Source organism: Quatrionicoccus australiensis, from assembly GCF_020510525.1.
GTDB classification, from domain to species: domain Bacteria; phylum Pseudomonadota; class Gammaproteobacteria; order Burkholderiales; family Rhodocyclaceae; genus Azonexus; species Azonexus australiensis_B.
The window spans coordinates 2,544,787-2,558,849 of the sequence record NZ_CP075188.1 but is presented as its reverse complement, the minus strand read 5'-3'; the positions used below and the strand labels follow the sequence as shown (position 1 = coordinate 2,558,849).

Sequence of the window (14,063 nt, the reverse complement as noted above, 5' to 3'; positions counted from 1 at the left end):
GGGTTCCTCAGTCGGCTAGCGGATGGGTTTGCGCAGGCGGTTGTCGATGAAGGCATCGGCGCCGAGCAGGAAGAAGAGCAGCATGCCCTGGAAGATGCCGGTAATCGCCGCCGGCATCTGCAGGCTGACCTGGGCCGCTTCGCCGCCAAGGTAGATCAGCGCCATCAGGCAGCCGGCGAGGACGATGCCGAGCGCGTGCAGGCGGCCAAGGTAGGCGACGATGATCGCCGCGAAACCGTAGCCCGGCGAGATATTGAGGTTCAACTGGCCGACCGGTCCGGCGACTTCACCGACCCCGGCCAGACCGGCGGTCAGGCCGGAGATGACCAGGCTGAACCACACCGTCTGCTTCGCCGAAAAGCCGGCGTAGCGCGAGGCGGCCGGCGCCTGGCCACCGACTTCGAGCTGGTAGGACAGGAAACTCCTGGCATTGAACAGCCAGAAGGCGAGCACCGCGAACAGCGTGATGAAGACCGAGGTATTGACGCGCGAGCCTTCGAGCAGGATGCCGAACAGCGCGTTGTCGCCGAACATGATCGATTGCGGGAAGTTCATCCCGTCCGGGTCGCGCCAGGGGCCGTTGACCATGTAGGAGAGGATGAAGGTGGCGACGTAGGTCAGCATCAGCGTGGTCAGCGTTTCCTCGGCGTTGAAGCGTGTCTTGAGCAGCGCCGGCAGGGCGCCCCACAAGGCGCCGCCGAGCGCGCCGGCGACGACCATGGCCGGAATCACCCAGGCCGAATCGCTGCCGTCGAAGTAGATCGCGACGCCGCCGCCGAACAGGGCGCCGACGATCAACTGGCCTTCGGCGCCAATGTTGTAGATGCGCGCCTTGAAGCCGATGGCCAGGCCCTGGGCGATCAGGATCAGCGGGCAGGCCTTGATCAGCAGTTCGCTCCAGCCGTAGCTGGTGGTCAGCGGTTCGATGAAGAAAACCTGGAAGGAGGCGATGGGCGATTTGTCGAGCGCCCAGAACAGGAGGGAGCCGGCGAGCAGCGTGGCGACGATGGCGATCAGGGGCGCCGTCCAGCGCATCAACTGCGACGGCTGGGCGCGGGGTTCAAGCAGGTGCATGGCCGGACTCCGTGGGCTGGGCGGTTTCTTTGAAAAGGCCGGACATCTGCAGACCGACTGATTCGGCATTGGTCGCCGCCTTGGGCTGGGCGGCGGAAAGCTTGCCGGCAGCGAGCACGGCGATGCGGTCGCTGATCTCGAACAATTCCTCGAGTTCTTCCGAAATGACCAGGATGGCGACGCCGGTGCGCGACAGGTCGAGCAGCGTCTGGCGCAGGAAGGCGGCGGCGCCGACATCGACACCCCAGGTCGGCTGGGCGACGATCATCAGCTTGGGGGCGAGCATGATTTCGCGGCCGACGATGAATTTCTGCAAGTTGCCGCCGGACAGCGAGCGTGCCGCCGAGCCCGGCCCGCCGCAGCGCACGTCGAAGCGGGCGATGCACTGCTCGGCAAATTCCTTCGCCTTGCGGTAGCTGACCAGGCCCCACTGCTTCATGCCCTGGCGGTGCGCCGTGAGCAGCGCATTGCGCGACAGCGACAGGGCCGGCACGGCGCCGCGGCCGAGCCGCTCTTCCGGGACGAAAACCAGGCCATGGGCGCGCCGCTGGCCGGCATCGAGGTGGCCGATGGCCTGGCCTTCGAGGCGGATCGCGTCGCGCTGGCCGGTCGTTTCGCCGGACAGCGCAGCCAGCAGTTCGGCCTGACCGTTGCCGGAAATGCCGGCGATGCCGAGGATTTCGCCGGCGTTCACGGTCAGCGAGATGTTTTCCAGCGTCGTGCCGAACGGATCGTCGGAGACGAGGCTCAGGCGGTCGACCTCGAGAATTGGCCGATTTTCACCGTGGTAAATGGGCGCTGCACAGACCGGCAGCTCGCGCCCGATCATCAGGCGCGCCAAGCTGGCCGGCGTTTCGTCGCGCGGAATCGCGGTGCCGGTGACCTTGCCGCCGCGCATGATGGTGGCGCTGTCGCACAGCGACTTGATTTCGTGCAGCTTGTGGCTGATGTAGAGGATGGAGACGCCTTCCGAAGCCAGCCGGCGCAGGGTTTCGAACAGTTTCTGCACGGCCTGCGGCGTCAGCACCGAGGTCGGCTCGTCGAGGATCAAGAGTTTCGGGTCCTGCAGCAGGCAGCGCACGATCTCGACGCGCTGGCGTTCGCCGACCGACAGACTATGCACGCTGCGGTAAGGGTCAAGCGGCAGGCCGTAGCGCTCCGACACCTCCTTGACGCGCGCCGCCAGCGCCGGCAGGTCGAAGGGTTCGTCGAGGACCAGGGCGATGTTCTCGACCACCGACAGCGTCTCGAACAGCGAGAAATGCTGGAAAACCATGCCGATGCCCAGCTTGCGCGCCTGCGCCGGGTTGGCGACGGCAACCTGGCGGCCGTCCCACATCATCTCGCCGTCGTCGGCCTTGACCGCGCCGTAGATGATCTTCATCAGCGTGCTCTTGCCGGCGCCGTTCTCGCCGAGGATGGCGTGGATTTCACCCGGCATCACCGTCAGGCTGACGTCGGAATTGGCCACCACGCTGGGATAGCGTTTGGTGATGTGCAGCAACTGGAGGCGGGGATCGGGCGGGGGCATCATCCTTGAAACCTCCATTGGACGTGGCTGATGGTGCGTTTGGGCGGGATGACCGGCGCGAAGCGACGCCGCAGCAGGCTCATGCCTGCAAGAAGGAGTGACAAAGCCGGGCGCTCGACCAGGCGTGCCAGCGGCCATGTAGCGCTGTCATTCCACGAGTAAATCACCTCGGGGGCACAGGAGCCTGTATTCACGCGGCAGCCCGGAGATGGATCAGCGGTCAATTGAGGTTTCAAGGATCTACTCCGGTTGGATGGTGCTGGCGGACAGGCGTGGGCGGGCGGCCTGGGTCAGCAGTTGGCGGGCGTGGTGTATCTGCAGGATTTCGGCGCCGACGGCGAGTGCGATGGCGGCGGGTTGTTTGCTGACGATGCCGGCAATGCCGATCGGACAGGTCAGTTCTTCCAGGCGTTCGCGCGCCAGACCGCGGTCGAGCAGGCGGTGCTCGAAGGAGGCGCGTTTGCTCTGCGAGCCGATCAGGCCGAAGTAGGCAAAGTCGCGCCGGCGGTAGACCGCTTCGCACAGCGCAAAATCCAGCGTGTGGCTGTGCGTCATGATGATGAAGAAAGTGCCGGCCGGGGCCTGCGCGACTTCGCTCTCCGGCGTGTCAGTGAGGCGGGTGTCGATGCCGTCGGTGGCGAGGTCGGCGAAGGCTTCGTCGCGGCTGTCTATCCAGCTGATCGCGCAGCCGAGCGGCTGCAACTGGCGGACCAGCGCTTGCGCGACGTGACCGGCGCCGAAAATCCACACCGGGAAGCGGTCGACCGCTATTTTCTGGCTGAATTGCCATTCTTCCGGGCCGCCCACCAGTTTGGTCACGGCGTGTTCGCCATCCGGCGTCCAGCTCGACGCAGCGGCCCGGTGATCGAGCCGGCGCTGCAGGCTGGCACCGCCTTCGACGGCATCCCGGCGCGCCTGCCATTCGGCCAGGCTGCTCGCCGCGATGTTCTCGAACAACAGCCAGACGACGCCGCCGCAACACTGGCCGAGGCGGGCGCCGAGGTTGTAGCGCTGCACTTGCGGGCGGCTGTTCTCAGCCGTCAGGCGGCGCCGGGCCTGGGCGATGGCCTGCCATTCGAGATGGCCGCCGCCTATGGTCAGCATAGTGCTGTCGGCACCGACCAGCATCGTCGCGCCGGCCTCGCGCGGCGCCGAACCCTGCGTACCGGCAACGGTGACCAGCACGATATCCTGGCCGGCGGCCAGTTGCGTGCACAGGGCGGCGAGCCAGTCAGCGGCCATGGCGGGGGTCTCCGGTTGGCGATTTCATGCTTTTTCCGGCAGTCGACCGCTGGCCGGGGCGAGGGCGGCGAGAATCGCTTCCGGCGTCGCCGGCGCGCTGAGTCTGACCTGGCTGCCCGCCGGCAGCGTCGCGCCGACCGCATCGCGCAGGGCCTGGAAAACCGACAGCGCGAGCATGAAGGGCGGTTCGCCGACCGCCTTGGAGCGGTGGATGCTGTCCTCGACATTGGCGTTGTCAAAGAGGCGGACGTTGAAGACTTCCGGCAAATCGCTGGCGGTCGGAATCTTGTAGGTCGAGGGTGCGTGGCTCATCAGCCGGCCGGCCTGGGCGCCCCCGGTTTTCCACCACAATTCCTCGCTGGTCAGCCAGCCCATGCCCTGGATGAAGCCGCCTTCGATCTGGCCGATGTCGAGCGCCGGATTGATCGAGCGGCCGACGTCATGCAGCACATCGACGCGCAGCACGCGGCTTTCGCCGGTCAGCGTGTCGATGGCGACCTCGCTGCACGAGGCGCCGTAGGCAAAGTAGAAGAAGGGCCGGCCGAGCTTGGTGACCGGATCGAAATGGATTTTCGGCGTCTTGTAGAAACCGGCGTCCCAGAGCTGGATACGCGCCCGGTAGGCGGTCATGACCAGTTCGTGGAAGCTGGCGTCGTAGGCGTCACCGGCCTTGACGCGGCCGTCGACGAATTGCACGTCTTCGGTCGTAACCTTGCCGTTGCACAGATCGACGACAAAGGCGGCGAGGCGCGCCTTGATGTTCAGACAGGCATTCTGCGAGGCCTTGCCGTTGAGGTCGGCGCCGCTCGACGCGGCGGTTGCCGAGGTATTGGCGACGCGGCTGGTGTCGGTCGAGGAGAGGCGCACATCTTCCAGCGGCAGGCCGAATTCCTGGGCGACGATCTGCTTGATCTTGGTGTACAGGCCCTGGCCCATCTCGGTGCCGCCGTGCGAGACGAGCACCGTGCCGTCGGTATAGACATGGACCAGCGCGCCGGCCTGGTTGTAATGCGTGGCGTTGAAGGAGATGCCGAACTTGATCGGGGTCAGCGCCAGCCCGCGCTTGATGACCGGGCTGCCGGCGTTGAATTCGGCAATCGCCGCACGCCGCGCGGCGTAATCGCAACTGGCGGCGAGTTCGGCGACCAGGGCCGGGGCGACGTTGTCTTCGACGGTCATGCCGTAGGGCGTCGTGCTGCGCGCGCCGGGTTCGACGTCGTAGAAATTGGTCTGGCGAACGGCCAGCGGATCACGCCCGAGATGGCGCGCGATGTCGTCGAGCACGGTCTCGATGACGAACATGCCCTGCGGCCCGCCGAAGCCGCGGAAAGCGGTGTTCGACACGGTATTGGTCTTGCAGCGCAGGCTCTTCAGCGTCACCGCGTCGAGGTAGTAGGCGTTGTCGATATGGCAGATGGTGCGGTCGTTGACCGGGCCGGAGAGGTCGGCCGAGTAGCCGCAGTTCGAGGCCATCTCCAGCTTCAGGCCGAGCAGGCGGCCGCTGTCGTCGAAGGCCGATTCCCAGGCGTACTGGAAGCCGTGGCGCTTGCCGGTGGCGATCATGTCGTCGTCGCGGTCGAGGCGCATTTTGACCGGTTTTCCGGTGTTGACCGCCAGGATCGCCGCCAGGCAGGCCCATTGCGCCGATTGCGATTCCTTGCCGCCGAAGCCGCCGCCCATGCGCCGGATTTCGACGCTGATCTGGTGCGAACGCCAGCCCAGCGCATGCGAAACCAGTTGCTGCATCTCGGTCGGGTGCTGTGTCGAGCAGATCAGGTGCAGCGTGTGGTCTTCCTTGGGCTGGACATAGGAAATCTGGCCTTCGAGGTAGAAATGTTCCTGGCCGCCGACGCGGGCCGTGCCGCTCAGGTGGTGTGGCGCTGCGGCAAACGCCGCATCGACCGGCCCGCGCTGCATCGCGAAGGGCGGCAGCACCCAGGACTCGGCAGCAATCGCCGCGTCCATGTCGAGGATGGGCGTTTCGACGTCGTACTCGACTTTCGCCAGACGTACCGCCTGCCGCGCGGCGTCGCGCGTCTCGGCGGCGACGGCAAAAATCACCTGGCCGTAGAACTGGATTTCCTCGCCGGCGATGATCGGATCGTCGTGCAGGATGGGCCCGCAATTGTTCTCGCCGGGAATGTCGGCGGCGGTGATCACGCAGCGCACGCCGGGATAGGTGCGCACGGCAGACAGATCAAGGCTCTTGATGCGACCGCGCGCGCAGGTCGACAAGCCGGCCGCGGCATGCAGCGTGCCGGCCAGTTCGGGCAGGTCGTCGATGTAGGCGGCCTTGCCGCTGACGTGCAGATGCGCGCTTTCGTGCGGAATGGCGCGGCCGACGAGCGGGCCGGAGAGCTGGGAATTTGCGGGACGGGCGCTCATGGGCGGGCCTCCGGCGCGATCGGCGACAACTGGGCGAGACGTACCGGCGTAGCGGTCGACGTGTTTTTTTGCCCGGTTTCCAGCCAGAAGCGCTGCAACAGGTTGGCGGCGACGGTGAGGCGGTAGGCGCTGCTGGCGCGCACGTCGGAGAAGGGCGCGAAATCTTCCTTCAACGCCGCCATGCCCAGGCGCACCGTGTCCGGGTCCCACGGCCGGCCGAGCATCGCGGCTTCGCAGGCGGCGGCGCGCTTGGGTGTTGCCGCCATGCCGCCGAAGGCGAGGCGGGCGCGGCGGATCAGGCCATCGCTGTCGACATGCACGGCCAGCCCGGCGGCGACCGCTGAAATGTCCTGGTCGAGGCGCTTGGCCACCTTGTAACTGCAGAACAGGCGTTGCAGCGGTGCCTGCGGCGCATCGAGGATCAGCGAGCGGACGAATTCGCCGGCCTGCAAAGCCGTCTTCTGGTAATCGACATAGAAATCCTCGAGCGCCATGTCACGCGTCGCGCTGCCTTTTTGCAGCACGATGCGGCAGCCGAGCGCGATCAGGGCCGGCATCGAATCGCCGATCGGCGAGCCGTTGGCGACATTGCCGCCCAGCGTGCCGGCATTCTTGACCGGGGTCGAAGCGAAGCGGCGGGCCAGTTCGGCCCATTGCGGCTCGAAGGCGGTGAGCGCGGCAAACGCATCGGTCAACGTGACGCCAGCGCCGATTTCCAGGCGTTCGGCGCCGATCGCGACGCTTTTCAGTTCGGCCACGGCGCCAAGCTGGATGATTTCGCCGAGATCGCGCCCCTGCTTGGTGACCCACAGGCCGACGTCGGTGCCGCCGGCGACCAGGCGGGCCTCGGGCAGTTTTTCGCGCAATTCGGCGAGTTCGGCCAGGCTGCGCGGGCTGTGGCTGCGCCGGCCGCCACCGGCGTAATCGAGCGGCGGCAGCTTGGCGAGTTCCTTGAGAGCGGCGATCACCGGCAAGCGGTTGAGCGGCTGGCGCGGCAGGGCGTAGGCATCCTGCGTCGCATCGACGATGGGGCGATAGCCGGTGCAGCGGCACAGGTTGCCCGACAGCGTGTGGTCGATTTCCTCGCGCTCCGGGCAGCTCGGCTGGTTTTCATAGAGCGCGAACAGCGACATCGCGAACCCCGGCGTGCAGAAGCCGCATTGCGAACCGTGCCGGTCGACCAGCGCCTGCTGTACCGGGTGGAGTTGGTCGGCGGCCGGTGCCAGATCCTCGACCGTGAACAACGCCTTGCCGTCGAGCGAGGGCAGAAACTGGATGCAGGAATTGACGGCGCGCAGGCGCAGTTCCTCCTGCCCGTCGGCGCCGACCAGTTCGCCGACGACGACGGTGCAGGCGCCGCAGTCACCTTCGGCGCAACCTTCCTTGGTGCCGGTCTGCAGCAGGTCTTCGCGCAGATACTGGAGCACCGTACGGGTCGGCGCCGGGCCCTGCACGGCATGCAGGGCACCGCGAAAATAGAACTGGATGGGGCGTTCGGACATGATGCTGAAAGGGTTTCCTGTGACGATGGTTCAAGGTAGCACAGCTCATCGGGCAGGGTTGAGAGGCCCGGGACGATAAGGGTTATGTGCGCTTTCTTATGGTTGCTGCCAGAAGCCGATGTGCGGCGCCGCGGCCTCGTCCTCCAGGCAGGGGCCGGTGACGTCGATGCGGCGCTGGCCGCGCGCAAACACCTCACGGCAGGGCAGGGCGAAGGTCGGGTTTTCCGGGTGGTCGCCGGTCAGGCCGAGCAGCTTGTGCTCGGACAGCGCATAAACGACGCGGCCGATGCCGCACCAGTAGATGGCGCCGGCGCACATGGCGCAGGGTTCGGCGCTGGTGTAGAGCGTCGCGGCGGCGAGCTGTTCCGGGCTCAGGCGGCGGGCGGCGAGGCCGGCGGCGACCAGTTCGGCGTGGCGGGTCGGATCGCCCTCGGGTGGCAGCGAATCGTTGCCGGCTTCGGCGACGATATGGCCGGCGGCATCGACGACGATGGCAGCGAAGGGATGCTTGCCGCTGTCGCGCACCTGGCGGGAGAGGGCGATGCAGTAGCGCAGGTGCTGCGCGTCGAGTTCGGTCAGGTTGCTGGGCATGGCGGGCTTTCGTAAAGTGTTGCCGGAATTATCGCGGCAGCCTTGCCCGGGGCATGACAGTCCTGAGCAATACTGGTCATAACGTTGGCGAGATAGGTTGGACCGCACTTGATTGCTACAGTGCAGCAACCAACCCTCACAGACCTTCCAAGGAGAACTTCGCATGCTGTCCAGACTCAAGACACTCACTGCCGTTGCGGTCATGGCCGTTGCCGGCCTGACCGCTGCCCAAGCCGCCGAACCGGTCAAGGCCGGTTTCGTCTATATCGGCCCGACCGGCGATCACGGCTGGACCTATTCGCACGATGAAGGCCGCAAGCTGCTGGAAAGCCAGTCGGGCGGCAAGGTCAAGACCGCATTTGTCGAGAACGTGCCAGAAACCGCCGACGCCGAACGCGTCTTCCGCGATCTGGCCCAGAAGGGCAACAAGGTCGTCTTCGGCACCTCCTTCGGTTACATGAACCAGATGGCCAAGGTCGCCAAGGCCTTCCCGAATACCGTGTTCATGCACGCCACCGGCTACAAGACGGCCGCCAACCTCGGTGTGTACGACGTGCGTACCTATGAAGGCGCCTACATGCTCGGCGTCGTTGCCGGCAAGATGAGCAAGGGCAACAAGCTCGGCGTCGTCGCCTCGATTCCCATCCCGGAAGTCATCCGCAACATCAACGCCTTCACGATCGGCGCGCGCAGCGTCAATCCGGCAATCACGACGCGCGCCATCTGGGTGAACTCCTGGTTCGATCCGGGCAAGGAACGCGAAGCCGCGCTGGCGCTGATTTCGCAAGGCTGTGACGTGCTCATGCAGAACACCGACTCGCCGGCCGTCGTCCAGGCTGCGCAGGAGAAGGGCGTGCTCGCCTTCGGCTGGGATTCGGACATGACCAAGTTCGGCGGCAAGGCCCACCTGGCGGCTTCCGTGCTCAACTGGGGCGTGATCTACAAGAAGACGCTGGATGAAGTGCAGGCCGGCACCTGGAAGAGCGGCGACCTGTGGTGGGGCGTCAAGGAAGGCGCCGTCAATATCGAAAGCTTCGGTCCGGCCGTTACCGCACCGGTCAAGAAGCTGGCCGAAGAGCGCCGCGACGCGATCAAGGCCGGTACGCTGCACCCCTTCACCGGCCCGCTCAAGGATCAGAGCGGCAAGGAACTGCTCGCCGCCGGCAAGACCTACGCCGATGGCGACCTGAAGAAGATGAACTTCTACGTCGAAGGCGTCGAAGGTTCGATTCCGAAGTAAGCACCACCGGTACCCGGAAACGCGGCCTGCGGGTCGCGTTTTTTATTGGCTGGCCGCTTTTGCCGGCCGGTATCGCAAGTATTTTGTAGAATCCATGGCTCAGGCTAGGCTTGATGTTGGTCGCCGGCCAAGCTCTCAGGAGAATTCCCATGATCGCCACGCAAGACAAGGACGCCAGCCTCGAACTGGCCTGCCGCATGCCCAAGGCCGAGCTGCATGTGCATATCGAAGGCACGCTGGAGCCGGCGCTGGCCTTCGCGCTGGCCCGCCGCAACGGCATCACGCTGCCTTACGCCGATGAAGCGGCGCTCGCTGCCGCCTACGATTTCGACAGCCTGCAATCCTTCCTCGATCTCTACTACGCCTGTGCCGACGTGCTGCGCACGGCCGACGATTTCCGCGACCTGATGCTGGCCTATCTCGAGCGCGCCGCGGCCGACAACGTGATCCATGCCGAGATGTTCTTCGATCCGCAGACGCATACGGCGCGCGGCATTCCCTTCGTTACCGTGCTCGATGGCCTGGAAGAAGGCCTGCGCCAGGGTCAGGCGCGCTGGGGCATCAGCGGTCGGCTGATTCTCTGTTTCCTGCGCCATCTCAGCGAGGAAGACGCCTTCGCCACGCTGGCCGAGGCCGAACCGCATCTGGCGCGGATCGACGGTTTCGGTCTCGACTCCTCGGAAAAGGGTAATCCGCCGAGCAAGTTCGCGCGCGTCTTCGCCCGCTGCCGCGCACTCGGCAAGCCGGTCGTCGCACATGCCGGCGAGGAAGGCCCACCGGTCTACATCAGCGAAGCCCTCGATTTGCTCGGCTCGAAACGCATCGATCACGGCGTGCGTGCCCTTGAGGATGTCGCCGTCGTCGAGCGTCTGGTGCGCGAAGGTGTGCCGCTGACGGTCTGCCCGCTGTCGAACATCCGTCTCTGCGTGTTCAAGGACATGACCGGGCACACGCTAGGCAAGCTGCTGGCACAGGGCGCCAAAGTCACGCTGAACAGCGACGACCCGGCCTATTTCGGCGGTTATCTCAACGACAACATCCGCGCCGTGCAGGCCGCATTCCATTTCGATGCGGCGACCTGGTACCAGCTGGCGCGCAACAGTTTCGAGGCGAGCTTCGCCAGCGATGCCGAAAAGGCCGGCTGGATCGCGCGGCTTGATGCGTGTTTTGCCGAGGCCTGAAAAAAATGTAGCAAACTTTACGCATGCTGCATCGCTTGTCGAGTAGTCGACAGCGCTGCAGCACGTCGTGATGTACCCCCGGTATCCGGCGATTGCCGTAGCGCAAGCGTTTCCGGCATTCCCGGAGAGGCCCGGACTATTGCCTTCGTGATAGGCGTATTTCCTGCTTGCCCCTCGTTTACAGATAAAAAATCATATAAACATTGCCTGGCGGCCTCGCGCATGAGTCCCGCAGGCGACAGGGAGCAGCTTGCATCATGAAGAACAACCAACCGGTGACCTGGGGTGGCCGCAAGCCTTTCAGGATTGGTGGCGTAGTCAGGTTCGGGGGCTAGAGGGCGGGAATGCGGGTGATGCTCTGGTCTGCGACATTAAGGGCTGTGGCGTCTGAGACGGGGAGGTGAATCCGCCGGATGCCTGGCGAGAGGTTCTCGGCCGTAGCTGACCTTGATGGTCGGGCTAGACTTCGAGCGCAGCGCTCTTGCTCATGCCAGTCCTTCTCCCGGAATGTCCTGTGCAGTATTTTGGGCTTCGTCCAGGATCGCCCGTTCGCGTTCGATCTCGCAGCGCAGCTCTTCTTCGCTGGGCAGGATCAGGCGATATTTGCTGGCGAACAACTGCTCGCTGTCGTGCAGCACCGAGTAGCGCACCACGGAATGATCCTTGTGTTCGCAGAGCAGGATGCCGACGGTGGGGTTGTCATCCGGGCCACGCTTGAGATCGTCGTACATGCGGACATACGGACATACATATCCATCTGCCCGATGTCCTGATGCGTCAGCTCATGGGTTTTCAGGTCGATCAGCACAAAGCACTTGAGCAGGTAGTTGTAGAACACCAGATCAATGTAGAAATCCTTGCTTTCCGTGCTGATGCGTTGCTGGCGGGCGACAAAGGCAAAGCCCTTGCCCAGTTCGAGCAGGAAAGCCTGCAACTTATCCATCAAGGCCTGTTCCAGCGTCGATTCCAGCAGCTTGCCGCTATCAGGGAAGCCGAGGAATTCGAGCATCACCGGGTCACGGATGAATTCGCGCGGTACTTGTTTCAGGGCGCCCAGCTTGGCATCGGTTTCGGCAGTAACTGCCTGCTTGTCTTCACTCAGCAGCAGTCGTTCGTAATACAAGGTGCCGATCTGGCGCTCCAGTGCGCGGGAACTCCAGTTCTGCGCGGCGGCTTCGTTCATGTACCACTGCTGGGCATCGGCACTCTCGACGCGTAATAGCGTGGGTAGTGGGGGCAGCTCAATTCGTGACGCAGTGCGTCACACATCGGCAATCGACCGGATGCCACCGATCAGTGGCGACTTGCTGCAAATGGCGGCTTCCTCATTTTTCGAATGGGTGCCCTGTATCGATGGCGTTGAAAAACTCATTGTCCAAGCGGTGGACTGCTCACCCGCTTGCTGATTTCGAATTGCTGATCTGAAAAAAAGAGGGGGTATAACCCCCCTCGAAAGCGATGCAGGCAACAAAAACGTTGCCCCACCCGCAGAGTGACCCTCACATTTATCCCTATTCGAATAGTTCGTCACCGATGTGCTTGATCGAAGCATCGCCGGCAGCGACGATTCTTTCCCAGGCATGCGCCTGCGCCAGAATTTGTTCGGCATAAAATCCGGCGGTCGCAATCTTGTTGCGCGAGAAGCGCGGCGCGCCCTCACCTTTGTCCAGGTGGCTGGCGGCCACGAGGGCTGCCTTACCCAACATCCAGCCACCGCAGACGGTGGTCGCCAGGTTCAGGTAGGAAACCGCTGCCGTCAGCACGCCGGAGGCATTGCTCTTGGCATTGCTTAACACCCACTCTGTTGCGTCGCACCAGGCCTGCTGCGCGGTCAACAAGCGCTGGCCGATGGCCTGCAGCTCAGGACAAGCGGAATCCAGCAGTGCTGCGGCGGTTGCGCGCACCTCGTCGAAGACGATCTTGGCGGTGGCGCCCTGGTCGCGCATCAGCTTGCGATAGATCAGGTCGTTGGCCTGAATGCCGGTTGTGCCTTCGTAGATCGTTGTGATCCGCGAATCGCGCCAGTACTGTGCGGCGCCGGTTTCTTCGATGAAGCCCATGCCGCCATGAATCTGGATGCCGAGCGAAGTCACTTCGATTCCCATCTCGGTGCCGCCTCCCTTGACCACGGGGATCAGGAATTCAGCCAGGAGCAGGTCTCGCTTCTTTTGTTCCGGATCCATGCCGGCATGCGCCCGGTCGAGCAGACCGGCGGTGTAATAGGTCGTGGCGCGGCAGGCTTCAACGCGCGACTTCATCAACATCAGCATGCGGCGGATATCCGGATGCTTGTCGATGCTGACAAGCGCCTCGCCGGTGACCGCATCCCGGCCCTGTTTGCGTTCGCGTGCATAAGCCAGTGCCTGCTGGTAGGCCCGCTCTCCGAGGGCGACACCCTGCAGGCCGACGCCCATGCGTGCCTCATTCATCATGATGAACATGTATTCCAGGCCGCGATTCGCCATGCCAAGCAGATGGCCGACGGCGCCGCCCTGTTCGCCGAATGCCATGACGCAGGTCGGGCTGCCGTGGATACCCAGCTTGTGCTCGATCGAGACGCAGGCAACGTCGTTCTGCATGCCGGGCGAACCATCGGCATTCACCAGAACCTTGGGTACGAGAAACAGCGAAATGCCCCTTACGCCGGGTGGCGCATCGGGCAGGCGGGCAAGCACCAGATGCACGATGTTTTCCGCCATGTCGTGCTCGCCATAGCTGATGAAGATCTTCTGGCCGAAGATGCGGTAAGTGCCGTCGGCCTGCGGTTCGGCCCGGCTGCGTAACAGCGCCAGATCGGAGCCGGCCTGCGGCTCGGTCAGGTTCATGGTGCCTGTCCATTCGCCGCTGATCATTTTGGCCAGATAGGTCTCGATCAGCTCGCTGCTGGCGCAGGTCATCAAGGCTTCGATGGCGCCGGTGGTCAGCAGGGGGCAAACCGAAAAGGCCAGATTGGCCGAACAGACCATTTCCTTGACGGCGATAGCCAGCACGTTGGGCAGGCCTTGCCCGCCATATGCAGGTGAACAGGCAATGCCATTCCAGCCGCTTTCGCAATACTGGCGATAGGCTTCCTTCCAGCCCGGCGGTGTGCTCACCGCACCCTCCTGCCAGCGGCAACCTTCGCGGTCACCGACCGCATTCAGCGGGGCGAGCACTTCGCCGGTGAATTTGGCCGCTTCTTCGAGAATGGCGTCGGCCATGTCGGGCGTTGCCTCCTCGAAGCCGGGCAGGCGGGCGATGCCGGGCAAATCGGCCAGCTCGTCCATGACGAAGCGCATGTCTTCAATCGGGGCGCGATAGTCGCTCATGCTCGCCCC

At 64.4% G+C, this 14,063-nt stretch carries 9 protein-coding genes and 2 pseudogenes; 2 read left to right on the top strand and 9 right to left on the bottom strand.

What is annotated here, in order from left to right; genetic code table 11:
- Positions 1 to 15: 15 nt before the first annotated feature.
- From KI612_RS12305 to KI612_RS12280, 6 genes are all read right to left on the bottom strand, one after another.
- The gene (locus KI612_RS12305; RefSeq protein WP_226440373.1) at positions 16 to 1,074 is read right to left on the bottom strand and encodes an ABC transporter permease; all 1,059 of its coding nucleotides are present in this window, start codon (positions 1,072 to 1,074) and stop codon (positions 16 to 18) included.
- A complete protein-coding gene (locus KI612_RS12300) occupies positions 1,061 to 2,608 on the bottom strand; it encodes an ABC transporter ATP-binding protein (protein WP_226440372.1) in 1,548 nt (515 codons plus the stop codon). The genes KI612_RS12305 and KI612_RS12300 overlap by 14 nt, the downstream gene beginning before the upstream one ends.
- Positions 2,609 to 2,845: 237 nt before the next feature.
- Positions 2,846 to 3,847, bottom strand: a complete 1,002-nt coding sequence (gene xdhC, locus KI612_RS12295) for a xanthine dehydrogenase accessory protein XdhC (RefSeq protein WP_226440371.1) — start codon at positions 3,845 to 3,847, stop codon at positions 2,846 to 2,848.
- 24 nt (positions 3,848 to 3,871) lie between these two features.
- Positions 3,872 to 6,232 carry a xanthine dehydrogenase molybdopterin binding subunit gene (gene xdhB / locus KI612_RS12290; RefSeq protein ID WP_226440370.1) on the bottom strand — a complete coding sequence of 787 codons (2,361 nt, stop codon included), beginning with the start codon at positions 6,230 to 6,232 and terminating at the stop codon, positions 3,872 to 3,874.
- Positions 6,229 to 7,734 (bottom strand): xanthine dehydrogenase small subunit, encoded by a 1,506-nt coding sequence (gene xdhA / locus KI612_RS12285; RefSeq protein ID WP_226440369.1) that lies wholly within the window; start codon positions 7,732 to 7,734, stop codon positions 6,229 to 6,231. The genes xdhB and xdhA overlap by 4 nt, the downstream gene beginning before the upstream one ends.
- A 96-nt stretch (positions 7,735 to 7,830) precedes the next feature.
- Positions 7,831 to 8,325 carry a nucleoside deaminase gene (locus KI612_RS12280; protein ID WP_226440368.1) on the bottom strand — a complete coding sequence of 165 codons (495 nt, stop codon included), beginning with the start codon at positions 8,323 to 8,325 and terminating at the stop codon, positions 7,831 to 7,833.
- Positions 8,326 to 8,488: 163 nt separating this feature from the next.
- Between KI612_RS12280 and KI612_RS12275 the strand changes: the two genes are divergently transcribed.
- On the top strand, positions 8,489 to 9,565 hold the full coding sequence (locus KI612_RS12275) for a BMP family ABC transporter substrate-binding protein (RefSeq protein WP_226440367.1): 1,077 nt from the start codon (positions 8,489 to 8,491) through the stop codon (positions 9,563 to 9,565).
- A 149-nt stretch (positions 9,566 to 9,714) separates the two neighbouring features.
- Positions 9,715 to 10,746, top strand: a complete 1,032-nt coding sequence (locus KI612_RS12270; RefSeq protein WP_226440366.1) for an adenosine deaminase — start codon at positions 9,715 to 9,717, stop codon at positions 10,744 to 10,746.
- A gap of 485 nt (positions 10,747 to 11,231) precedes the next feature.
- On the opposite strand, the pseudogene KI612_RS19855 reads toward KI612_RS12270, so the two are convergent.
- From KI612_RS19855 to KI612_RS12260, 3 genes and pseudogenes are all read right to left on the bottom strand, one after another.
- Positions 11,232 to 11,492, bottom strand: a pseudogene (locus tag KI612_RS19855) (PDDEXK nuclease domain-containing protein); the annotation flags it as partial.
- An 80-nt stretch (positions 11,493 to 11,572) separates the two neighbouring features.
- Positions 11,573 to 11,755, bottom strand: a pseudogene (locus KI612_RS19850) (PDDEXK nuclease domain-containing protein); the annotation flags it as partial.
- Between the two features lie 502 nt (positions 11,756 to 12,257).
- Positions 12,258 to 14,054 (bottom strand): acyl-CoA dehydrogenase, encoded by a 1,797-nt coding sequence (locus tag KI612_RS12260; protein WP_226440365.1) that lies wholly within the window; start codon positions 14,052 to 14,054, stop codon positions 12,258 to 12,260.
- Positions 14,055 to 14,063 lie beyond the last annotated feature (9 nt).